Source organism: Metabacillus sp. 113a (genome assembly GCF_050107635.1).
In the GTDB taxonomy this organism is placed as follows: domain Bacteria; phylum Bacillota; class Bacilli; order Bacillales; family Bacillaceae; genus Metabacillus_B.
This window is the reverse complement of the sequence record NZ_JBNILJ010000002.1, coordinates 275,236-297,916: the sequence shown is the minus strand read 5'-3', so window position 1 is coordinate 297,916 and position 22,681 is coordinate 275,236. Positions and strand designations below refer to the sequence as shown.

General features: G+C 48.7%; 24 protein-coding genes. 4 read left to right on the top strand and 20 right to left on the bottom strand.

Features of this window, described 5'->3' with window-relative positions:
• Nucleotides 1-107: 107 nt before the first annotated feature.
• Entirely contained in the window at nt 108-1,346 is a 1,239-nt protein-coding gene (locus ACQCVE_RS05810; protein ID WP_426862024.1) for an MFS transporter, read from the bottom strand.
• A gap of 227 nt (nt 1,347-1,573) precedes the next feature.
• Nucleotides 1,574-1,921 (bottom strand): single-stranded DNA-binding protein, encoded by a 348-nt coding sequence (gene ssb, locus ACQCVE_RS05805; RefSeq protein ID WP_426843038.1) that lies wholly within the window; start codon nt 1,919-1,921, stop codon nt 1,574-1,576.
• A 229-nt stretch (nt 1,922-2,150) separates the two neighbouring features.
• Between ssb and ACQCVE_RS05800 the strand changes: the two genes are divergently transcribed.
• Entirely contained in the window at nt 2,151-2,603 is a 453-nt protein-coding gene (locus tag ACQCVE_RS05800) for a YwpF family protein (RefSeq protein ID WP_426862023.1), read from the top strand.
• Between the two features lie 39 nt (nt 2,604-2,642).
• On the opposite strand, the gene ACQCVE_RS05795 is transcribed toward ACQCVE_RS05800, so the two are convergent.
• The 11 genes from ACQCVE_RS05795 to ACQCVE_RS05745 all read right to left on the bottom strand — a co-directional run bounded on the left by ACQCVE_RS05795 (nt 2,643) and on the right by ACQCVE_RS05745 (nt 11,807).
• Complete coding sequence (locus ACQCVE_RS05795) at nt 2,643-2,903, bottom strand: hypothetical protein (RefSeq protein ID WP_426862022.1); 261 nt, start codon at nt 2,901-2,903, stop codon at nt 2,643-2,645.
• A gap of 231 nt (nt 2,904-3,134) precedes the next feature.
• Nucleotides 3,135-3,569 (bottom strand): 3-hydroxyacyl-ACP dehydratase FabZ, encoded by a 435-nt coding sequence (fabZ, locus tag ACQCVE_RS05790; RefSeq protein WP_426862021.1) that lies wholly within the window; start codon nt 3,567-3,569, stop codon nt 3,135-3,137.
• An 81-nt stretch (nt 3,570-3,650) separates the two neighbouring features.
• On the bottom strand, nt 3,651-3,929 hold the full coding sequence (locus ACQCVE_RS05785; protein WP_426843042.1) for a DNA-directed RNA polymerase subunit beta: 279 nt from the start codon (nt 3,927-3,929) through the stop codon (nt 3,651-3,653).
• A gap of 21 nt (nt 3,930-3,950) precedes the next feature.
• A complete protein-coding gene (locus ACQCVE_RS05780) occupies nt 3,951-4,763 on the bottom strand; it encodes a flagellar hook-basal body protein (protein WP_426843043.1) in 813 nt (270 codons plus the stop codon).
• A 16-nt stretch (nt 4,764-4,779) separates the two neighbouring features.
• Nucleotides 4,780-5,613, bottom strand: a complete 834-nt coding sequence (locus ACQCVE_RS05775; RefSeq protein WP_426843044.1) for a flagellar hook-basal body protein — start codon at nt 5,611-5,613, stop codon at nt 4,780-4,782.
• Nucleotides 5,614-6,938: 1,325 nt separating this feature from the next.
• On the bottom strand, nt 6,939-7,343 hold the full coding sequence (locus ACQCVE_RS05770; RefSeq protein WP_426862020.1) for a DUF6188 family protein: 405 nt from the start codon (nt 7,341-7,343) through the stop codon (nt 6,939-6,941).
• A gap of 66 nt (nt 7,344-7,409) precedes the next feature.
• On the bottom strand, nt 7,410-8,012 hold the full coding sequence (locus ACQCVE_RS05765) for a TetR/AcrR family transcriptional regulator (RefSeq protein ID WP_426843046.1): 603 nt from the start codon (nt 8,010-8,012) through the stop codon (nt 7,410-7,412).
• A gap of 118 nt (nt 8,013-8,130) precedes the next feature.
• Nucleotides 8,131-9,132, bottom strand: coding sequence for a rod shape-determining protein (locus ACQCVE_RS05760; protein ID WP_426843047.1), 1,002 nt, complete (start codon nt 9,130-9,132; stop codon nt 8,131-8,133).
• Nucleotides 9,133-9,279: 147 nt separating this feature from the next.
• Nucleotides 9,280-9,555 (bottom strand): sporulation transcriptional regulator SpoIIID, encoded by a 276-nt coding sequence (gene spoIIID, locus ACQCVE_RS05755; RefSeq protein WP_426843048.1) that lies wholly within the window; start codon nt 9,553-9,555, stop codon nt 9,280-9,282.
• Nucleotides 9,556-9,917: 362 nt separating this feature from the next.
• Nucleotides 9,918-10,913: a Gfo/Idh/MocA family protein gene (locus ACQCVE_RS05750; RefSeq protein WP_426862019.1), complete on the bottom strand. Its 996-nt coding sequence runs from the start codon at nt 10,911-10,913 to the stop codon at nt 9,918-9,920.
• 96 nt (nt 10,914-11,009) lie between these two features.
• On the bottom strand, nt 11,010-11,807 hold the full coding sequence (locus tag ACQCVE_RS05745) for a peptidoglycan DD-metalloendopeptidase family protein (protein WP_426862018.1): 798 nt from the start codon (nt 11,805-11,807) through the stop codon (nt 11,010-11,012).
• 126 nt (nt 11,808-11,933) lie between these two features.
• On the opposite strand from ACQCVE_RS05745, the gene ACQCVE_RS05740 reads away from it, so the two are divergent.
• The 3 genes from ACQCVE_RS05740 to ACQCVE_RS05730 all read left to right on the top strand — a co-directional run bounded on the left by ACQCVE_RS05740 (nt 11,934) and on the right by ACQCVE_RS05730 (nt 13,382).
• On the top strand, nt 11,934-12,368 hold the full coding sequence (locus ACQCVE_RS05740; protein ID WP_426862017.1) for a VanZ family protein: 435 nt from the start codon (nt 11,934-11,936) through the stop codon (nt 12,366-12,368).
• Nucleotides 12,365-12,859, top strand: a complete 495-nt coding sequence (locus ACQCVE_RS05735) for an N-acetyltransferase family protein (protein WP_426843052.1) — start codon at nt 12,365-12,367, stop codon at nt 12,857-12,859. The genes ACQCVE_RS05740 and ACQCVE_RS05735 overlap by 4 nt, the downstream gene beginning before the upstream one ends.
• 79 nt (nt 12,860-12,938) lie before the next feature.
• On the top strand, nt 12,939-13,382 hold the full coding sequence (locus ACQCVE_RS05730) for a hypothetical protein (protein WP_426862016.1): 444 nt from the start codon (nt 12,939-12,941) through the stop codon (nt 13,380-13,382).
• Nucleotides 13,383-13,598: 216 nt separating this feature from the next.
• On the opposite strand, the gene spoIID is transcribed toward ACQCVE_RS05730, so the two are convergent.
• The 7 genes from spoIID to nuoL form a co-directional block, all read right to left on the bottom strand.
• Nucleotides 13,599-14,627 carry a stage II sporulation protein D gene (gene spoIID / locus ACQCVE_RS05725; RefSeq protein WP_426843054.1) on the bottom strand — a complete coding sequence of 343 codons (1,029 nt, stop codon included), beginning with the start codon at nt 14,625-14,627 and terminating at the stop codon, nt 13,599-13,601.
• Nucleotides 14,628-15,068: 441 nt separating this feature from the next.
• The gene (gene murA / locus ACQCVE_RS05720; RefSeq protein WP_426862015.1) at nt 15,069-16,379 is read right to left on the bottom strand and encodes a UDP-N-acetylglucosamine 1-carboxyvinyltransferase; all 1,311 of its coding nucleotides are present in this window, start codon (nt 16,377-16,379) and stop codon (nt 15,069-15,071) included.
• 32 nt (nt 16,380-16,411) lie between these two features.
• Nucleotides 16,412-17,149, bottom strand: coding sequence for a YwmB family TATA-box binding protein (locus ACQCVE_RS05715; RefSeq protein WP_426862014.1), 738 nt, complete (start codon nt 17,147-17,149; stop codon nt 16,412-16,414).
• A gap of 252 nt (nt 17,150-17,401) precedes the next feature.
• Nucleotides 17,402-17,632: a DUF1146 family protein gene (locus ACQCVE_RS05710; protein WP_426843057.1), complete on the bottom strand. Its 231-nt coding sequence runs from the start codon at nt 17,630-17,632 to the stop codon at nt 17,402-17,404.
• Between the two features lie 177 nt (nt 17,633-17,809).
• Nucleotides 17,810-19,267, bottom strand: a complete 1,458-nt coding sequence (gene nuoN, locus ACQCVE_RS05705) for an NADH-quinone oxidoreductase subunit NuoN (RefSeq protein WP_426862012.1) — start codon at nt 19,265-19,267, stop codon at nt 17,810-17,812.
• A 4-nt stretch (nt 19,268-19,271) separates the two neighbouring features.
• Nucleotides 19,272-20,765 carry a complex I subunit 4 family protein gene (locus ACQCVE_RS05700; RefSeq protein ID WP_426862010.1) on the bottom strand — a complete coding sequence of 498 codons (1,494 nt, stop codon included), beginning with the start codon at nt 20,763-20,765 and terminating at the stop codon, nt 19,272-19,274.
• Nucleotides 20,762-22,651, bottom strand: a complete 1,890-nt coding sequence (gene nuoL, locus ACQCVE_RS05695) for an NADH-quinone oxidoreductase subunit L (protein WP_426862009.1) — start codon at nt 22,649-22,651, stop codon at nt 20,762-20,764. Before nuoL ends, ACQCVE_RS05700 begins: the two co-directional genes overlap by 4 nt.
• Nucleotides 22,652-22,681 lie beyond the last annotated feature (30 nt).

Below are 22,681 nucleotides of genomic sequence, written 5' to 3'. Positions count from 1 at the left end.
TGATGTGACCGTCCCCGAAACCATTAGTACGGATGAGAGCCTAAAAGGTTTCAATATTCCTTTAAAAGAATTCCCAAACCTGGCACGGGGCAAACAAGCGTCCATCTTTATAAAATCTCATCTCTTCTTTTTAAATAGCGGTATAAATAAAACGTAATGACCGAGCACGCAATGCCGCAGACGGCGATAAAGTAAAAACCGGCCTGAAGCCCGGCGAGCAGGCTGCTTTTCGGGATCTGTACAGCTGAAACGTAAGTCTCGGTGATGGAGATGACCCCGCCGATGGCGTAGTTTCCCAATACACCGCTGATTCCCACAATGGTTACAACTACGGTAATGGCTGCGTCAGTGCCGCTCCTGTACCGCCTGGCGATGAATGCATTGGCTGTCGGATAGACTGGCGCCACTCCTGCTCCGGCAATCGCAATGAGGATCGCTCCTCGTTCCCCAAAGTATATTCCGGCTATAATCAGCACGCTGAAAAGGGCGGAAAACAGGATGATCGACAAGAGGTAGCCGATCTTATCTGTGATTGGTCCGAGAATTAATCTGGCAAAGGTGAAGAAGAGGAAAAAAGCTGAAAGCATTTTGGACGCTTCAAGGGTACTCCATCCAAAGCCGTTTTCCAGGTAATGGATCAGCCATCCTCCAACGGACAGCTCGGCAATAACCCCGAGCGAAAGCAAAAGCGAGATGAGCCAGATGACCGGATCGCGGAGCAGCCTTTTTACAGAAAGCGGTTCTTCCTCTTCCATTGGCTGTTCTGCAAACCTCGTGTAGAAGGCCGGGATCATGGGCAGTACGCATAGAGCAAGAATCACGGCGTACATTCCCCTCCAGTCCAGTACCACTCCTCCTATCGTCAGTTCCATTACACCTGTTGCAATCATAGGAGCTGCAATCGAGCTTAACCCGTAAAAGAAATGGGCCAGATTCATCATCGTCCCGGTGTTCTTTACAAAGATGCGCGTGGCGATGAGCGCCAGTACAATCTCAAGCATCCCGTTCCCTATGTAGAGAAGAAAATAGGCGCCGGAAAGGGCTTCGAAATTCCGGGAAAAATAGATGAGGACCCCTGATAAAGCCATTAAACCGAAAGTTAATTGAGTGACTGTTTTTAATCCCCAGTGGCGGGTGAGATAGGCTGTAAATGAGCAGGCAATCAGAAAACCGAGGGAATTGATTGCGAACAAGTGGCCGATCTGCCACTCCTCCAGCTGAAAATCTGCTTGAATCCGCGGGACAGCCGGCCCTCTGATATTTTCTGATAAGCCGAATAACAGGAAGCCTGTAAACACGATGGTGATTTGTATGATTACATGGAGTCTTTTGTTTGCAGGCAGCATACCGTTCCTCCGTTTTTTCTTTCCACTGACAACCTTACCTGTTTTTACGGATTTCGTGAAGGGTTTTTTTGATGAATAATTGAGAAAGCGCAGTTCTGTAATGCCGCAGCGCTAAAGAAACAATTTATTTAAATGAAAGAACCAGCCGATTGGTCATCAGCTGGTTAAAATTGAGGGGGTTTGAGGCAGTTTGGGATTTTTTCTAAGCGGAGGGGTTGTAAGAAGGATTAAGCTTCTTGTTCAGCGAGCTCCCGCGGTCTGCCGCTCATGAAGCGTACAGAGTCAGCGACAACTTCTGTGACGTATACCATTTTGCGTTCGCTGTTTTCATACTTCCGGGATTGGACTCTCCCCGTGACGCCTATGATCGAGCCCTTTTGACAGTAGTTGGCGGTGTTTTCAGCGGTTCTTCTCCAGAGGGTGCAATTAACGAAGTCTGTTTCGATTTCACCGGCGGCATTTTTGAAATTCCGGCTGACTGCGAGGGTGATATGGGCGACAGCTGCACCGTCTTTCGTATAGCGGATTTCCGGATCCTTCGTCAGCCTGCCGACTAATGTTACATGATTGATCATCCTGATTCTCCTTTCTTTCGTATTCCTCCGTATTGTACCGGACGAAAGCACAAAGGGAAAATCAGGAAAAATCACTTTTAGAGCTCTATAGCTTTCCCTTTGCCCGCATGAACATCCACATTTATTTATTTGCAGCGGTCATTTATCGATTTTCACAAAAAGAAAGAAAAATGATCGGCTGTGTTATACTAAGGAAAACAACTGGAAAACAATGCGGAGGTGGATGGCTTTGAAGACGTTTAAGCTTGTTTCCTTGAAAATTGCACGGATTGATGAGAGCGGCCTGCACTACGATGAAATTTCGCTGGCTGATGGTCTTGTGATTAATAAAAAGGATGGAGAAAATGACTGGCTTCTTGAAGCCTTGATCAGCAGCGTCCATTTAGAACGGTTCAAAAAGCTGCAGGAAGAAAAGGAAGACCATACTCTGGTCATCACCATTTCCAAGCGGACGAACACCCCCGCTAAACTAAAAGCCCGGGTGAGGAACATTGTAGAGCTGGAAAACAATTTGGTTTCTGTGCTGTTTTCAGGAAAAATTGCGGCAAACCGGCCGACGGGCAATGCGGAGAAGATATTGACCGAGCTTGTGGACGAGGGGCTGGAAGGGGAAGACCTTTTACAGGCTTTTTCCGCCAAGCTTCATAAGACAGAGGAGCAGGAAACCGTTTCTTCCAAGTAAAAGAGCCAGTCACCTATGACTGGCTTCTTCATTTCCCGATCAGTCGGTCATCATATCCCGCTTCATTTTCTTTTCCTGCTGTCTTTCCGTATCCTTGTTTAGATCGGCGTCTTGTTCATCTGGACGGTTTCCGTTTCTGATTTCTTCAGGATCCATATTTTCAGGCTCCATATTGTAGTTCTCCTGTTCGACGGGCGGGTCTTCTTCCATTTTTTCTTCCGGATCCGGGTCATCTGCACAGCCAGTAGCGAGTCCTGCCGTCAGAACAAGCCCAGATAGTAAACCAGCGATTTTTTTCATACTGCATGCTCCTTTCATGGTGGCGTTTTTCACCATTAGCTTGCCCCATCAAAAAAAGGCTCATTCGAAGGAGGATTTTCATGAAATACGCAGCTGCAATCCTAGCGGGACTCACTATATTTTTTGCCCGTGAACGTAAAGCGAAGGCGCCAACGAAAAAAGCGTGACTCCCTGTTTAGGAGATCACGCTTTTTTGTCATTCCTTATTTTCGCTAAGGGGCCGCTTTTTTCTTACTCCTGCTTATCACCCAGTGCAAAGGTGATTTCTGCTTCGCAGGCGACCTCTCCATCAACGGTTGCCACGGCTTTCCCTTTGCCGATTTTCCCGCGCGCACGGGTGATTTCAACCTCTAACCGCAGCTGATCCCCCGGGACGACCTGTTTTTTAAAACGGCAGCTGTCAATTCCGGCGAAAAAGGCAAGCCGGCCCCTGTTCTCTTCTTTGATCAGCATCGCAACGGCCCCTACCTGAGCGAGGGCTTCCACAATTAAGACACCCGGCATGACCTGGTAATCCGGAAAGTGCCCGTTAAAAAACTCTTCATTTGCAGAAACATTTTTGATTCCGACAGCACGGACTCCTTCTTCCACTTCAAGGACGCGGTCCACGAGCAAAAACGGATAGCGGTGAGGAATGATTTCTTTAATCTGCTGGATATCAAGCATATAGCATGGCTCCTTTCAACTACCTATATGTATACGGCAAAAGGAAGGCGCATCCCTTCCTTTTGCATAAAGAGTATAGACTTATCCGGCCTCTTTTTCAACCAGGTCAATGATGTGCTGCCATGTAGATGGCTTCAGAACATCCAGCGGGTTTCCGTCCCCAATCACTCCGTAACCGACCATCGCTCCGGCAATCGCAGCCAAAAGGAACACTCCCATTACAATTAAGAGACGCAGCCAGATCGGAAAAAGCCGGATTTTGATTTTTTCCGCAGGTTGAACTTCCTCTTTAACCGTATCGTTTGCTTTCTTTTCCTGCTTATACTTTTCACGGGTCATGGACGCGTTTTTGGAAGACATGTGAAAACCCCTTTACCTGAATTAGCGGACTGAGTTGATTAATCCCAGCATCTGATCGCCGATTGAGATGGATTTTGCATTGAATTGGTAGGCCCGCTGCGAAACGAGCATATCGGTCATTTCCTTGGAAATATCGACATTGGATGATTCAAGAGCCTTCTGTTCAACAGAGATCTGACCGCGAAGTGCACCACCCAGACTGGTAATGGCCGTCTGATCTTCCGGATTGACCAGCGCGAACAGGTTCCCGCCCGCCTGAATCAGGGACTGCGGCTTATTGGCCTGGATGATTCCGAGATTAACGGAGCCAACAGGCTGACCTTCGGCATTTAATGCCGTCATGGTACCTGAAGACGAAATCCGGAAGTCCTGTGCGGCTGCATTAAAAAGAATCGGCTCATTGTTCTCATCGGTAATTCTGTGGCCGCTTGCGTTAACGACCGCCAGCCTTCCGTCTGCTTCAGCGGAAAGGTATAGAGCGCCATCCCTCGTGAAACGGGTCTGGCCATCCGCTTGCACAGTCAAAAACTGGCCGGGTTTTGTAAAGGAAAAATCCAGATTCCGGTCCGTTACTTTGACCGGTCCCTGAGTAAAAATAATGGATTGCATCAGCTGTGCCCCGACTCCCTGGCGTATCCCGAAATCGGTGGAGCGGCCGGCCTCTTTCGTTTCGTCCGGCTGGTTGTCATATTGCTGGCGCACAAGCTCGCCGAACGTCGTTTGTGTCCGCTTGAAGCCTTGAGTATCCACGTTGGCTATATTATGCCCAATTGCATCAAGCTGCTTTTGGACCTGATTCATCGTATTGGAAGCTGCAATCATGGAGTTCAGCATAGGTGGTTCCTCCTCATTAGCTTAGCCTGCCAATTTCATTCACAGCTTTATCAAGACTGCGGTCATATGCCTGCAGTACTTTCTGGTTCGCCTCAAATGAACGGTAGGCAGTCATCATTTCTGTATAGGCACGAGCCGTATCGACATTGGAGCCTTCAATAAATCCTTGCTTCAGTGAGTAGCCGACATTTGGATTTCCCGCGGCTGAAGGCAGGCCGGTTTCATCCGCTGTCCTGAACAGGCCATTGTTTTCCTTCACAAGATTACGGACATCCTCCGCAAACCGAACATCAATCTGCGCGCCTTCCTGTCCGTTCATTCTGATACGTCCATCTGCGAGAACCTCGTAATCGCCTTCCACTGTAATTGGGGTACCGTCTGTGGAAAGCACGGGAATGCCCTGGGAGGTCAGCTGATTTTGGTCATTTAATGTAAAATGGCTGTTGCGCGTATAGCGGACCTGTCCATCCGGAAGACTGACGGCAAAAAGGAGGAATCCCTTCATGCCCGTTTCTTCATTATTAGGCACAGCTTCTTCAAGCAATGCTATATCTGATGGGAGACCGGTTTCTTTCATATCACCTTGGGTAAATTGGGGAACAAGTTCCTGAACGTATGCACCTGTATTTAACGTGCCGATTGGCGTTTGGATTCCGAAATTCATGGGGGTCTGGGTTGGAGCGTCTTTTCCTTCCATTCTGCTTAACAGCATTTCAGGGAAAGCACGGATTGCCGACTGATCTGACTTATAGCCCGGCGTATTCACATTTGCGATGTTATTCGACAGCATTTCTGTCCGCTTCTGTTGCGAAAGCATGCCGGCCGCAGCCGTATAGAGCCCTCGTAGCATAGTTCACCTCATATCGGCGCAATGGAAAGCGCCTTTTTTCCTATCTTCTATTATAAATGACAAATCCATAAAACTCCTACTTTATTTTTTTCGACAATTTCCTACATTTCTTTAGAGAAAACCCTGCAAAATTCGACAAAATGTCGTATAATGGCCTTGGAACATCAATCAGGTTCCCCTTTCAAATTGTGTATGGTCCGGTGTTTCGTTCCCACGATACCGGATCCCTTTGGCACCGCATCTTCTGCACTGACTTGTTCAGGGCGGGGGTGGGTGTCTTTTTTTTTGGGTGGGTTGGGGGATTGGTGGAGGTGGGGGTGGGGGTGGGGGTGGTGCCTGGCCCGCTGTTCGCTAATAGACTAAAGCTCCGGCACCGACTCTCCTAGCCCTTGCTGCACAAGGGTTCGCGCTCGCCGGTCTCTGTCCCCACTCGCGGTGAAGCATGTGGGGTCTGGCACGGTGCCTGGCCCGCTTTCCGCTACCAAACTAAAGCTCCGGCACCGACTCCTCTAGCCCTTGCTGCACAAGGGCTCGTGCTCGCCGGTCTCTGTCCCCACTTGCGGTGAAGCATGTGGGGTCTGGCACGCGTGCATCAGGTGTACAGCCTGCATGTACCCGGCGTACCCGCCCTGTACCCGGCATGCATCCGGCCTAAAGCCGGCAGTCCAGGGTGGGCGGGCACGATACACAGTTCACGGTCCGCACCACACCTACTTTTTGCTGGTTGCCTCCGTCCCCCGCTCTGCTAAAGCGCTAAACCTCCGTCCCCACTTTAAACGGACCCATAGCACACAACGGATTTCAGGCTCTTGCCTCCGTCCCCATTTTTCGGAAAGAAGGGGTCGGAGGATGCCTCCGACCCTGATTATGTCTACTCATATTGCTCTGTCCCCACACTGGTCAAAGCGTTGGAGGAGAAGGAAGAATGGCTTTCTGCCTCTGGCCCCCATTGCTTTACCGTAACAGGGGTCGGAGGCAGGCACCGGGGGCGGTGCCTGGCCCGCTTTCCGCTACCAAACTAAAGCTCCGGCACCGACTCTCCTAGCCCTTGCTGCACAAGGGTTCGCGCTCGCCGGTCTCTGTCCCCACTCGCGGTGAAGCATGTGGGGTCTGGCACGGTGCCTGGCCCGCTTTCCGCTACCAAACTAAAGCTCCGGCACTGACTCCCCTAGTCCTTGCTGCACAAGGGTTTGCGCTCGCCGGTCTCTGTCCCCACTTGCGGTGAAGCATGTGGGGTCTGGCACGCGTGCGCGCAAAGCTCAACGCGCGCGGGCACCTTGCTTAACCAAAAAAAACCAGACAGCAACGAGCGCTGTCCAGCTTGTTTATGATATATTTTCCACTTCGCCGCCGGGCAGCGATATGAAGGAGAAGTCGTTTTCTCCGAATAGCTCCCAGCCTTCGAATGAGGCGCTGTTGTGGAAGATATCGAGGGTGGCTTGGTTTGCTGTTTTGAGGCGGAGGATTTCGGCTTCTTTCCACCAGCAGATATCGGTGATTTCGTGTCCGGCCAGATGGGTGATGAGGGTGTTTAAGTATTCATCTGCTGAGCTCGGAGTTTGGAAGTCGGTTTGGCCGACGATAATGCGTCCGTTTAGTTTGAGGCGCCATGGACATTCGATGACGAGGCCGCCGTTTGAGAACTTCAGGATGAGGGGAAGCGGTTTGCCGTTTTCGATTTTGGTTATTTCTTGCCCTTTGAAGTAAGGAAAATGAAGGTCTTCGTTCATGGTCATTCCTCCGTCTTCTTTCCGCTCCTTATCAGTTGATAAGGGGCTTGTATGTAGTAGCCTGAATTAATCGTTTGACGCTAACCCGTTAAGTATGACTTGAGTGTAAATCGCTGCACGCCGGTCGAGCGTGCTGATGCTGTCAGGGAGCGGATGGCTGAGCATGCTCATGAGCAGGTGGGAATAGATGTCGGTGCTGGCTCCGAGCGTTTCCGGATCTTTGACACTGCCTTCCTCTGCGGCTCTGACGAAGATGGATGAAATGGGGACCTGGTAAGCCTCCCACCAGCTTTGGCGGATCAGCAGCTGGTCTTCCTCTGTCATTTCGTATTCTATATCGTGAAACATTTGGCTTAATTTTTTGGGCTGATGGAGCAGGATGTAGCGGATGACGCGAAATAAAGAGTCTTCTAGTGCCGTATGCCGTTTGATGATGCGCTGGAGGGCTACTTTCATTTCGTATAAGTAATTTCTTACGACTTCTACGTAGAGGTTTTTTTTGCTGGGAAAGTGATGATATAGGGCTGGCTGTGTGAGGCCGCATGCGTCCGCTATTTTTCTCGTGGAGATGGCCCGGTACCCATATTCCATGAAGAGTCCTTCCGCTGCCTTGATGATGTTTCTTCGGGTATGTCCCATATCGGCTGCGGCGTTTTGTTTGGGTGCCATTCAATTGCCTTCCCTTCTGTTGCTTATCATATGATAAGATTGTAAGCTTTTGATTTGTTTTTTGTCAACCGCTATAGAAAAAGCCCGATTCTGTAACTGAATCGGGCTTTTCTTTTATTTAGACGAGTTTTCTTTTGGCTAATCTGTCGACGTTGTCGAGCATGATTCCTGTTCCGACTGCTACGCAGTCCATTGGATTTTCTGCTACGAGCACCGGTACTTTCAGTTCTTCGGCCATGAGCTGGTCAATTCCGTTCAGGAGGGCTCCGCCGCCTGTCAGGATGATGCCCCGGTCGATGATGTCAGCTGACAGCTCAGGCGGTGTGCGTTCGAGGACGCTTTTGGCTGCCTGAACGATGACCGCTACGGATTCTCTTAGGGTTTGTTCGATTTCTTCAGATGTTACGGTAATGGTCCGCGGCAATCCGCTTACCATGTCACGGCCGCGGATTGCAATTTCTTCCTGACGTGCGCCTGGGAATACCGTTGCAACCTTGATCTTAATGTCTTCAGAGGTACGTTCGCCGATTAACAGCTTGTACTCTCTTTTAATATGATTGAGGATTTCAGCATCGAACTTGTCCCCTGCCATTTTAATGGAAGAGGCGGTGACAATATCGCCCATGGAAAGCACAGCAATATCAGTCGTTCCACCGCCTATATCCACAACCATATTTCCGCTTGGCTGGAAGATGTCCATGCCGGCGCCGATGGCAGCAACCTTAGGTTCTTCTTCCAGAAAAACGTTTTTGCTGCCGCTTTTTTCCGCTGCTTCCCGAATCGCCTTCTGTTCTACAGAGGTGATGTTGGTCGGGCAGCAGATCAGCATGCGCGGTTTCGAAAAAATACCTTTTACATTCAGCTTGTTAATGAAGTGCTTCAGCATCGCTTCCGTCACTTCAAAATCAGCAATGACTCCATCTTTTAACGGACGGATGGCAACGATGTTCCCAGGCGTACGTCCTACCATTCTTCTTGCTTCTTCACCGACAGCAAGCACTTTTCCGGTGTTTTTATCCATTGCGACTACGGAAGGTTCGTTTAGTACAATGCCCTTCCCTTTAACATGTATCAGTACATTCGCTGTACCGAGATCAATTCCTATATCCCTAGCAAACATTGTTCCGTTTTCCTCCTTGCAAATCACGATTCCCGTGTATATCCATAATTGCACCCAATTACATATTGTATCACAGAATACAAATTATAGGCGATATTTGTTAAGAATCTACACAATTTTCAGGGATTGGATTTACAAAAAGCTTCCTTATTTAACCGTTTCTTCGGCAAGGATATCTTCTTTGCGGTATTTCAGCTTTGTTGCTTCTCCGCCTCTTAGATGACGGATGGATTTATGATAATCCAGGATTTCTTTGACCTCTGCTGCCAGTTCCGGGTTAATTTCAGGCAAGCGCTCTGTCAGATCTTTATGGACTGTACTTTTGGAAACCCCAAACTCTTTCGCAATGACGCGAACTGTTTTTTTAGTCTCCACGATATACTTTCCAATCTTGATTGTACGTTCTTTGATGTAATCGTGCACACCACTCGACCTCCCTAAAATGGATGTGAGAAGTGTGAAATGAGACCCGCATATTAAGAGACATCAGCTGCAATGGTGATATGGACTCTAAAGATGCTTTCGCTGCTGGATTCACAATAAACAGCCACGATCCTCACCTCAAACACTCTCTTTGTTAGGTTTGTAACATTCTATTAGCTTGGTTGCAGTAATATGCTAAAAAGTCAACAGGGACAAGGGGTTTCGTTGATTTTTTCTAAAGCGGCAAGGGGCATATGATAAAGAATATGTGAAAGTTATGGGAATTTAGAATCTGAATTTGTTTTTTGGACAGAAAAAAGGAGCAGTTCCAGTGAGCTGCTCCTTTTTCCTATATTCGAGATTTAGTTTGAGGATACTTCATCCGCCGGATAAACCAAACCGATTTCCCGCCGGGCAAGGTCCATGATTTCAAGGGTAATGAGCGAATTCCCGAGGGTGTTTGTTTCGGATTCCAGCTTTCCTTCCCGAATCAGGGAAGCAAATTCCTTCGCTTCATCAAACATGGAATTTTCATGCTGGTCCACATTGATTTCTTCTGTTTCTCCGCTGCGGTAACGGATGCGGATGTTTTCCATTGTGCTGAACTTATCAATGACGATGCTTCCTGCTTCTCCCTGAATTTCAGAGGGGAGATAGGAGTCTGTGATCTTCGAGAACATAACGATGGCATCGTGCTCTTCGTATTGAAAGAGGATGCTGCCTTCGCCGTCCACTCCGGATTCAAGCAGGTGAGCGGTGGCCTGGATGGAGTTCGGCCTTCCGAATAGCGCAACCATCGGCGCGATGCAGTATATCCCGATGTCCATCATGGAGCCGTTGGAAAATTCAGGCTTGAAGGCGTTTAGAATTTTCCCTTCTTTATAGGCATCGTAGCGGGAGGAATATTGACAGTAGCTCGCTACGTACCGGCGGACTTTGCCGATTTTGTGCAGGTTTTTCTTGATGGATGTAAAGTTCGGCAGCAGGGTGGTTTTCATTGCTTCCATCAGCAGAACCTGGTTGGCTTTCGCGGCTTCGATCATTTTCTTTAATTCAGCTGAATTCGAGGCGATCGGCTTTTCGCACAGAACGTGCTTTCCGCTGTTCATGCAAAGGATCGCTTGTTCGGCATGCAGCGAATTCGGGCTTGCTATGTAGACTGCTTCAAATTCTTCGCTTGCGGCAAAGTCTTCAAGGCTAGTGTATGTATGCGGTGCACCGTGCTTTTCTGCAAACTCCGCTGCACGCTCTTCTGTGCGGGAATAGATGGCATCAAGCTTAAGCTCACCGGTTTGAGCAGCTGCGTCTAAAAATTTTTCTGTAATCCAGTTTGTTCCAATGACTCCGAATCGTATCATGTCAATCTCTCCTTTGACCATGGTTATCCAATTTTATTTTACCATAATCTTAAAAGAAGAAAACCCGCCGGGCTCAGTGCACCGGCGGGTTTTGCATTATGCGTTTTCAGAAGGAACAGCTGCTTCAGAGTCCTTTGCGTCCTCTTGCTTCTCTTCTTTCTTATCTTCCTGAGGCTTAGCTTCTGTTTCTTTGCTTGCTTCCGCCTCTTCTGAAATGGCAGTTGCAGGCTTGTCTAGAAGGTTTGCAGGGTTCAATGCTTTTCCGTCTTTACGGATTTCAAAGTGTACGTGTACGCCGTTCTTTTCATTTAATAGATTTTTCCCGGCCTTACCGATTACTGCATGCTGAGCGACTGTGTCGCCTTCTTCAACCGCTACAGATGCTAAAGATTGATAGACAGTTGTAACATTATCTTCGTGCTGGATTTCAACTACATATCCAAGAATCGGATCCTTTACAGCTCTTAGTACTGTTCCGCTTAGGGAAGCTGCCACGTCGAATTCCTTACCGTCCTTTTGCGCAAGGTCAATCCCTTGGTTCGGACTGTACGTGTTATTATAGGATACGAGTGCCGCTTCCTGCTCTTCTTTAGAGGCCTTGGAATCATAGAACTTTTTCACGATTTGGATTTCTTCTTTGTTCAGAGCAGGTGCTGTGACGTTCTCTACTGGCTTGGAAACTTCAGCCGCTTCTTCTTTGCCCTTTTCAGTTTGGGCTTTGCCTGGCTGGTCAGCCACTGGCTTCATATCACTGTTTGAAGCCTGGTACCATAGAACGCTCGTTAAAATCAACGCTGCACTGACTAGATAAATTGCCGGAAATACCCAGCGTTTTCTGAAAAACTGCTGAATCTTTGAATGTTGAGAAGTACGATTTTTTTCTTCCTCTCTCATCTTCATCACCTCAGCAATCATTCTGAACACAATTCTGAAAATATATACATTTACGGAAAAAAATTTAAAAACGCTTAGTATGCGCCAGTGATTCTGTCATTATGCAGCAGGATAGGATGATGTTGGTTGAAGAAACTTTTGTATTGGGTGCTGACGATTGCACCGGTCGCTTATATGTGGCTGATTTGGACTCTATCAAATATTCCGGGCGACCCAAACGCCCAGAATTCCTTTGAAGCCGTATTTAAAGACTCTCTCCATCTGATAGAGTTCGGCATTCTTTATTGGCTGTTCGCTTTCGCTTTGGCCATTCATGGCAAGTGGAGTGAACGGACGAGCTTAATGGTGGTTATTCTATGCATTGCCTATGGAGCGGCCGATGAGATCCATCAAATGTTCACGCCTTACCGAACGGCAACCTGGTTTGATTTGTTTAAAGATGCGCTGGGGGTGGCCGTTTCTTTTATTATAATGAGAATGACTTATTTTAAATCGAAGGAATCGAGGATGCACCGCTTTTTCCAAAGGCTTGAAATCCTGGATTGGAGGAATGGACAGTGAAGCTGCGAGCAGCGAGACAAGAGGATTTGCCGAGAATCGTGGATATATATAATACAACCATTTCGTCCCGGATGGTCACCGCTGACCTGAACCCGGTCAGCTATGAAAGCCGGGAGCAATGGTTTAACGATCATAATGAACGCTACCCTCTATGGGTCGCAGAGGATGAATCGGGTGTGATTACGAGCTGGATCAGCTTTCAGCCGTTTTACGGCCGGGAAGCCTATAAGCATACAGCAGAGGTCAGCATTTATATCGATCCCGCCTGCCGGGGAGCAGGTCTTGGTAAAAAACTGCTCCAGGCTGCCATCGATCAATGTCCGGCCCTTCATATCTACACGCTGCTCGGATTTGTTTTTGGCCATAACGAACCGAGCATCCGTCTTTTTGAACGTTTCGGCTTTGAACGATGGGGAACCTTCCCTAATATCGCCAACCTGGAAGGAACCGAGCGGGATTTGGTGATTTTAGGAAAAAGGGTGCAGGAATAAGGGATTATTTCGCAGAATCATAAGGTATGGAAATTATTTCTTTCAAGCGGGGGGACGATTCCTTGGAAAAAAACAACCTATGATTGATGCGGAGCTTTTTGAGATTTCCCAGCTGCTGTTTAACGATCCCACTGCGCCGATGCCCAGTCAGACACTCCTGCAATCCAGCCTGTACGACTACACGATTGAGAGTCTTATATTAATTGAGCACTACCTGGATTCTATTAATGGCTCCAGAGAGCTTGCAGCGGATTACTCCCGCGTCATTCTCCGGATCGGAGCCTATACCGGAGAAGTCATCCGCAGGAACGCTGAACGTGAGTATCATTGGTACGATTATAAGGAAGCCATCCAGCTTCAGCCGATTCTCGGGATATGGGGAGAGCAGATTGACACGAAAGCCGTGCTGTACTGCAGTGCAGCCGATCACACAGTCCTCCCTCTTCAAAAAGTAGGCAAGTACTTGGAAAATGGGATAGAGGATAGCTTGATTGTGTTCGGAAGCTACTTTAAGAGCTGCTGAAGAGGAGCTGTTTTATGGAGGGCCGGCAATTGGTGCCGGATCCATAGGCTGCGTTGCTGATCGTACAGGCGGCACCTGAGCTGCTCCCTACCCTCTTTTCCGACCGGTCAATTCGTGCGGTATTTTGGCGGCAGGATTGCCGCGTACATTATTAGCACCCGCCATCGGATGTTTGCTTTCTAAAAAGAAATACAGCCTTCCGTGGAAGGCTGAGGTTTATTGCCGGGCTGTCAGCTTTGTGAGGAAGGAGTCGGCGGCTGCGAGAGTGGTGCCGTTGTAGTAGTAGCTGACAATTTCCTTGTAGGATTTTCCGTCCATGGCCATGAAGTTGGCTCCGTATTGGCTCATTCCGACACCGTGGCCGTAGCCTTTTGTTTGGATGACCACGTTTCCGTCTTTCAGCGTCCAGGTGAAGTCGGTCGATTTTAAGGCGAGCTTGGAGCGCACGTCCCGGCCAGTTAAGGTCTTGCCTCCGATTTCTACTTTTGCTACGCGATTGCTGGATGTTCGTTCGGTTACTTTTCCGACGGAGCCTGCGGATGTTAGTTTGACGCCGAGTTTTTTTTCAAACTCAGCGACCGGGAAAATTTGCTGATTATAGTATTTCGGTGATTCCTCGTCCCATGGGCTTTTGACGCTGCGTAAATATGGAAGGGCGTTGGCCCAGTAGTCTTCTGAATTTTCGGTATAGCCATTGCTTGTGGAGAAGAAGGACGCGGTGATGGGCTTGTCTTCGTACGTGAGGATTTGCCCGGCTGTTCCTGATACGGCGGTCTGGACTTTTTCTGCACGCCAGCTGTAGTCGCTTCCCCAGATTCTTTTTAATTCTTCTTTGTTTTTGTACACTTGATGGATGACTGTGTCTGTTACGTTCGCTTTTGAGCCAGCCGGAGTGGCAATGCCGGTGCCGGCTGTGAGCTGTTTAACGATGACGGTTCTTGCTGCGAGCGCCTGTGCTTTTAACGCCTCCTCCTCAAAGTCCGCCGGCATTTCAGAGGCGACGACCCCGAATACGTATTCTTCGAGTGGCACGTTTTCTACTTTTTTCGCTGCTGTCCGGTACACGGATACGGCTACGTCCGTTTCGGATTTAATCTGGTTCTCCTGCTTTTCCTTCTGCTCGATTTCTTCTCCCAGCTGTCCGCCAGATTTGCTGACAAAGGGAGAAACTAGCAGTGCCGGAATCATGAGAACTAATACAAAAAGTCCGGCTAGTCCGATCCATAGCGGTTTTAATGAATTCATCCACTTGAGCCTCCTGGTTGAGTATGCTTATACTCCATCCTATGGGCTTGGACAACCATTTATGACTTATATTGGCAAACAAGCGCCGTCCTGCCCGCAAGCGCCTGTTCTCTTATTCTCCCCGGCTGCCGGTGCTCCTGTTCAGCTCTCCTTTCGTTGTTTTATCATCTATTCTGTCAATATGGATTGTTTTCTGCATCGTCAAGACCGCTATTATAGAAGCGCCGGTGGAAAAAAGACGAAATAAGTCATGTCCGGTTGTTTCTGCATCTGCCTGTCTTCTTTCTCCCCATTTTAATCATTTAATTTCAAAAAATTCAGTTTTTTAAAAGTGGAAAGGAATGATTTTGTTTAAATCCAGGTATACTGATAGTGTTCCAGCTTAGCACAGCCAATAAAAAGAACCCGCCCAGATGGCGAGTCCCGTTTTAGTGTATAAAATTATGCATTTAAGTCCGAGACAGCTTTTGGTTCTGCTGTGATGGATTCTTCATTTTGCGAGATCCGTTCGATGTCGGCTCCGATTCCGGCAAGCTTGCCGTGGAAATTTACGTAGCCGCGGTCGATGTGCTTAAGTTCAGTTACACGTGTGTAGCCTTCTGACACAAGGCCTGCCAGAACGAGTGCAGCACCTGCACGAAGATCGGTTGCTGCTACTTCAGCTCCTTGAAGCGCTCCAGGTCCTTCGATGATAACGGAACGTCCTTCAATTTTAATCTCCCCGTTCATGCGGCGGAATTCTTCCACATGCATAAAGCGGTTTTCGAATACCGTTTCTGTAATCATGCTTGTGCCCTTGGCCTGAAGCAGCAATGCCATCATTTGAGATTGCATGTCTGTCGGGAATCCAGGGTGAGGCATGGTTTTAATGTCGATCGCTTTTAATTCTTCAGGTCCAATGACTCGCAAACCATCCTTTTCCTCGATGATTTCGATACCCATTTCCTTCATTTTTGCAACGAGTGATGCGAGGTGTTCAGGAACAGCACCTTGCACAAGTACGTTTCCGCCTGTGATCGCAGCAGCGACCATGAAGGTTCCTGCTTCAATACGGTCAGGAATGATGTTATGGCGGGCGCCTTTTAAGGATGCGACTCCTTCAATCCGGATTGTGCCTGTTCCGGCACCGCGGATTTTTCCGCCCATTGCATTGATGTAGTTTGCCAGGTCAACGATCTCCGGCTCTTTTGCACAGTTTTCGAGGGTGGTTGTGCCCTCTGCAAGTGCAGCCGCCATAATGATATTTTCAGTGGCGCCGACACTTGGGAAATCCAAATAAATTTTAGCTCCCTGCAGTCTGCCTTTTACTTCGGCGTCGATGAAGCCATTTCCTACTTTAATGACGGCTCCCATCGCTTCGAAGCCTTTAAGATGCTGATCAATCGGACGTGACCCGATGGCACAGCCGCCCGGCAGCGCAACTCTGGCGCGGCCAAGTCTTGCCAAAAGCGGACCCATCACAAGGACGGATGCACGCATTTTGCGCACATATTCAAATGGTGCTTCTGTACGAAGCTCGCTGGATGCATCTACAATTACCTGATTGTTTTCAAAATGAACATCTGCACCGAGGTGGCGCAGAACTTCATTAATCGTATATACATCGGAGAGCGTAGGTACATCACAAATAATGCTCTTTTCTTCACTGGCTAATAAGGATGCAGCGATAACCGGCAAAACGGCGTTTTTGGCACCTTCTACCTTAACTGTGCCGTTCAACTTCTGACCGCCGCGGACGATGATTTTTTCCAAGGTATTCCCCTCCGCGTCCCAAATTCTCTATATTAATATTCAGTCGTGATGATTGGTGTTCCTGCGACTACACTAGTATTTTCGCCCAATCCGCCGGATCTAACGGCTATTTGCACATTCATTCTGCCTTGTTCAGCCGGAATCGTTCCCTTCCAGCGTGCTGTGTATGCGGATACCGATACGAACGCTTCTTCTTTAAGCTGTTCAAGCGGTTCTGCGTTAAATTCGTTGAGCAAAGCATCAGCAAGATGCAAAACACCTACCATCTTATCATCTCTACTGCCTTTAATACAAGAGAAAATTGTGGGATTTTCATGAATAATGTCGAATGATTGCTTTTTAACATACTGATAAATGCCGGTCCATTTTTTGGAAGCATTTCCACGTCCATGGACCTGATACAGGATATACGAATTCGATTGAGTGTTTGTGTCGGTTGAAATAATCTGCAGCGTTTCCGTGGCATCCAGATCTTTGTTCATTCTGGTGCCCGCCGCCTTCCATCCATTGCTGGTCCGTTCAATCGACCAATTATAAAGACGATGCTTCTGTGTAAAACGTTTCACATTTTCGGAAAACTTTCCGGCTGGCAGCGAAATATTCTTTTTTGTGTAGAGTGTCCACTCTTCCACTTCAATGCCTTGTTTTATGAAGGCTTCTGCCAGCTGCTGAACCTCAGGCGTTTCAGCGGCCTCGCCAAAGTTCCCGTATACTGAAGCGACGACAGCAAACATGATTCCAGTAATGATGATCTGTTTTATTTTATCCATTCCGTCCACGTCCTCTCCTTACTAACAGTGTTGCCGGAGAGCGTTTGGACATACGTGGAAAAAGTCGTCATTCTTCTACAGATTGAAGCATTTTACAAGGTCTTTTGTACTGTTCAGCGTGGGGTTTAACAGAATCAGAAAGCGCTTTGATTCTTCGGCCAGACCCATGCTGGTCAGCAAAATTGTGCCGCTGGGATTGTTCTACTGCAACCCCTTCTCCACCTATATTCCCAGAGGATTCCGGCGGTAAACTTAAAAAAGCGAAGGGAGTTCTTTTGACCAGAAAAAATAGTCAAGAAAGAAGCTGCTGGCAAGGTAGGCGATGCTGATGGTCAGCAATATAAACAGAACCCGCGCCTGCACGACGCGGCCGCTTCTGATAAATTTGTCGAAATTTAGCGACTGAAGCGCCCACCAGGTGACAGCAATAAAAAATAAATGCGACACGAGTCCGGTTAAAGCATTTTGTGTGATTTCAATCATCCTATTCCTCCAAATGCGATTAGTGAGCGGTTTTGTATGCTGATTTCAGTAAATCACTGAAGATGGGCATGCTTTCACCGCAAAGCAAAATGCTATTTTATCATTTCTTATTCAGTAAAAAAAAGAGGTTTTCACCTCTCCTATTATATCGCCCGGCCGCTGTAAAATGTTTAATAATTAAAAGATGTGCGGGAAAATTCCGAAGAAAACGGTACCAGCTGTGCAGATGATGATGACTGCCCCCGCAGCAGGGTGAAAGCGGAGGGGCTTTTCTTCCTTTCCCTGTCTAAAAAAGATCTGGGTGAATACCTGAAAATAATACACGTACGAAATGATCGTCGTTCCGAGCATGATGGCGGCGAGAAAAATCATCGGTGTTTCGCCTGTAAATGCGCTTAACAGGATGGTCAGCTTCGCCATGAATCCGGCTGTGCCCGGAATACCTGCCAGGGACAGCAGAAAAATCCCCATCAGCACGGCAAGAACAGGAGATCTTCTATACATCCCCGCAAAGGAAGCCATATCTCCCGAACCCGTCTGCTGCTCAGTCAGCATCAGAATGGCGAAAGCTCCGGCGTTCATAAACAGATAGGCAAACAAGTAAAACCAAATGGCATCGAACACGAGCGGCGAGCCCGGGGATGCGAAGGCGACAAGTACATATCCGGCATGTCCGATTGAGGAATAGGCAAGCATTCTCTTCACATTCCGCTGTTTCAATGCAATGACATTGCCGGCAATCATCGTAATGGCCGCTAGGACGGCTATATAAGGCTGCAATTCAATGAAAAGAGGCTCTCCATCCAGAATGGATGCATTTATGAAAATGGTATAAAAGAGCCGGATGATCAGGATAAATCCTGCTGTTTTCGAAACTACGCTCAGGAATGCTGTAACCGAGGTTGGTGCTCCTTCATACACATCCGGAACCCACATATGGTAAGGGGCGGCTGCAATTTTAAAGGAAAGACCGGTAAAAATGATGAAAAAGGACAGGCCGAGAATAAACAGGTGATTGGTATTTTCCAGGCTTTGAAGCGCAGCGCTCATTTCCGTTAATGAGACCGTGCCGGTGATGCCGTACAGGTAGCTCATTCCAAAAAGAGTAATGGCCGTTGCGGCTCCGCCGTTGACAACGTATTTCAGGGCGGCTTCATTGGATTTGCTGTTGTTTTTCTTGAAGCCGGCTAAAATGTAGGAGGAAATGGATAGAAGCTCAAGGCCGACAAAAAGGGTGATGAGATCCCTGCTCGAGCTCATGAACATCGCCCCGAGAAGGGCGGTGAGCCAGAGAGTGAAAAATTCACTCCGGTGCGTCACTTCTGATTTTTTCTCCTGGAAGGATAGGAGATAGATGAGAGCAGCACCGGCCAGCAGCAAGGTTTTAAACAGTTTTGCGAAGCCATCGAGCACGAAGCTTTCTCCAAGAATGCCGTTTGCATCATCCGGATTTAAAAACAGGAGGACCGATCCTGCTCCAACGATGGAGGCAAGCCCTATATAGCCAAGCCAATCCTTGTTGAATTTTTTCGGCAGCAGCAGGTCCAGGACAGAAATGAGGATGACTCCGCCAAGAATGATCCATTCCGGTGTCATCAGCAGCCAATTGTAGGAAAGCAGTGTTTGGGCATCCATTTCTTTATCCTCCAATCCCTTTCATAATGGTTTCAATGGCGGGCTGCAGCGGTACGGCGAGTCCATCCGGGAAAATACCGATTGAAATAATCAGGAGGAGCAGCACCCAGGCGGGGCCTGCTTCCTGCCATCTCAAGTCCTGTATGGGCTCAGCCAGTCCTTTTTCTTTGCCAAAGGTCATGGACAAAACCGCCCTCAGCACATAAACAGCCGTTAAAATAAGACCAAGCGCAGCAAGGGCGCCAAGCTCCGGCTGAACGAGAAAGATCCCCATAAATGCCATTAATTCACTGATAAATCCGGACATTCCCGGAAGTCCGAGTGATGCCATCCCGCCGGCCAGCAGAATACCGGAAAGCTGCGGAAGCCTTTTGGCCAGCCCGCCAAGCTCCCTGATGTCAGTAGTCTGAAAGCGCATCGCCAGCTGTCCGGCGAGGAGGAACAGCAGGGCGGAGATGAAGCCGTGGGAAACCGTCTGAAAAATGGCTCCCTGAATTCCTGCTTCATTCACGGCTCCCAGGCCGATTAGGACGATGCCCATATGCGAGACACTTGAATAGGCAAGAATCCTTTTGAAGTCTGTCTGGATGAGTGCGAGAAGAGCCCCGTATAGAAAGTTGACCGTTCCTAAAATCAGGAAGGCCGTTCCAAGTGTCTGAAACGCTTCGGGGAAAATTCCCATACCGAAGCGGATCAGCCCGTAAGCTCCGATTTTCAGGAGTACGCCTGAGTGAAGCATGACCACCGGCGGCGGCGCCTGGGCATGAACGTGCACCATCCAGGTATGCAATGGCACAATCGGAAGCTTTACACCGAACGAAACAAGGAGTGCAAGCATCAGGCCAAGCTGAAGAGGTTCTGGAAAATTCTTAGCCAGATCAATCAGCTTCCCGATGTTCACCGTTCCGGTGAGGGCAAATAAGTAAACGATGACAATCAGAAGCACGGCCGAACCCGCTCCATTAAAGAGGAGGTAATACCAGGCTGCTTTTTCCCGCTCGCGGAAGCCCCATTTTCCAATCAGAAAGAACATCGGAACGAGAGTCACTTCAAGAAAGATGAAAAACAGAATCAGATTCTCAGCAGCAAAAACCCCGAGCATGCCGGTCTCTACAATCAGCAGCAGGGAAAAATAAGCCTTCAGGCCAGATTGAATCAATGCGGATGAAAAGGCAGCAAGCACTGCCAGGACAGAGGCAAGGGTGAGCATGATCAAAGAAAAGCCGTCGATGCCAAGCTCATAATCCACTGTAAAAAAATACTCTCCGCCAAGACTGACGCTGCCCATTTTGAACCAGGGAACGGAAACCGTGAACCGCTCAATTCCGGCCCCAAGCGCATACTGGACGAGAATGATACTTGAAAGGATGAGAGCCGGCATCGCAGCAAAAACTCCGGTAAGCCTAACCGCCCGCACATGTTTTTTGGGGATAAACAGAAGAACGGCTGCTCCGGCAAGCGGGGAAAACACGAGCAAAGTCAAAACAAGACTGTTCATTTTAAGATCCCCCCTGTCAGCAAAAAGACGGCAGCGAGGAGCGCAAGGCCCAGAAATGCTGCAGCTGCATACACCTGGGTCTGGCCGCTTTGCAGGCTGGAGCCGGCTGTCCCAAGCCCCTGCACAAGCGCTGCGGCTCCTTTAACCAGGGTATCTACCAAATAGCGCTCAATCAATTGGCAAAGGAAAGCGATGGCCCTTACCGCTGCAAGGATAGTCACTTTATACAGCTCATCGATATAGTATTTATCCAGCAGCACCTGATGGATCATCGGAATTTTTTTCCGGATCGCGTTTCTTTGGATCCAGCCTTTTTCGTAAATGGCGTAAGCAAGCCCGATTCCTGCAAGTGAAGCTGTTACCGCGGTGATCATGATCCACAGCGGAGGCGGTTCATGTGCCTCTCCGGGCTGCAGCCATTCGCCCAGACCCGGAAACCACGGGGTATTAATGAATCCGGCAAAAATCGCAAGAACAGCAAGAACCAACATCGGGACAATCATAAGTGGTCCCGATTCTGCCCCTCTCTCAAGCTTTACGCCGGTCTGTACTTCCGGACTTACCGCTGCGGCCGCCTGTCCCGTTTCGTTTCCGAAAACGAGGAAGAACAGGCGGAACATATAGAAGGCTGTGAAAAAGGAAGCGAGGACGGAGATCCAGAACAAGCCCGGATTGCCATGAAGCCAGACCGAGGCGAGAATTTCATCCTTGCTGAAAAATCCGGCAAACAGCGGAAACCCGCTAATCGATAAGGCCCCTGTCAGAAATAAGGGTCCTGTCCACGGAAGCCTTCTCCAAAGGCCTCCCATTTTCCGGATATCCTGAGTATGAACGGCATGGATGACGCTTCCGGCCGCTAAAAACAGGAGAGCTTTGAAGAAGGCATGGGTCAGCAGATGAAAAATTCCGGCCGTGTAGCCTGATGAACCAAGAGCAAGCATCATAAAGCCGAGCTGGCTGACGGTTGAATAGGCGAGCACCCGCTTCATATCCGTCTGCACAAGCCCGATGCTTGCCGCGAAAACAGCTGTCAATCCACCTGTCACCGCCACAACGGTCAGAGCCGTTCCGCTCGCTTCGAACAGCGGGTACATAAGGGCAGTGAGGTAAACACCCGCTGCCACCATCGTAGCCGCATGGATGAGAGCCGAGACTGGCGTCGGACCTTCCATCGCATCCGGAAGCCACGTATGCAGCGGAAATTGCCCTGACTTTCCGATGGCCCCGGCAAAAATCAACAGGGCAATAAGAGTCAGCATCCCGTTAGAAATGGCTCCCGCACCCACGTATTGAAAAATCACATCATATTCAAAGCTGCCTGTTTGAGAGAAAAGAAGGAGCATCCCTGCTAAAAGCCCGACGTCCCCGATTCTAGTCATGATAAAGGCTTTCTGTGCTGCTTTTTTGGCCGATTCCTTTGAAAAATAAAAGCCGATCAGCAAGAATGAGCCAAGTCCGACAAGCTCCCAGAAAACGTAAAGCTGCAGGAGATTGGCTGTCATCACAAGCCCGAGCATGGCAAACGTAAACAGACCAAGGTACGCATAGAAAATGGGTATCCGCTCATCCTCTGCCATATAAACCTTGGAATACATATGTACGAGAAGACTGACGAGGGAAACCGTAATCAGCATAAGAGCATTAAGCTGGGTGATTTCAAAGCCTGCTGTAATGTGAAAATCTCCGATGGAAAGCCAAATGCCCTCTGCTTTAAAGGTTTCGTGCTGAAAACGGTCCGCAAGAACAAGAATGGAAAGCAAAAAGGAAAGCAGCATAAGACCTGTTCCAAGCCATGCACTCCATTGGGCCAGCTTCTTCCCGGAGAGGAGCAGAAGCAGGAAGGAAACGAGCGGAAAAAGCGGTATCAGCCAGGCGAATTGCATCATATTCCCTACCCCCTTTTTCTAGGTTCTGTT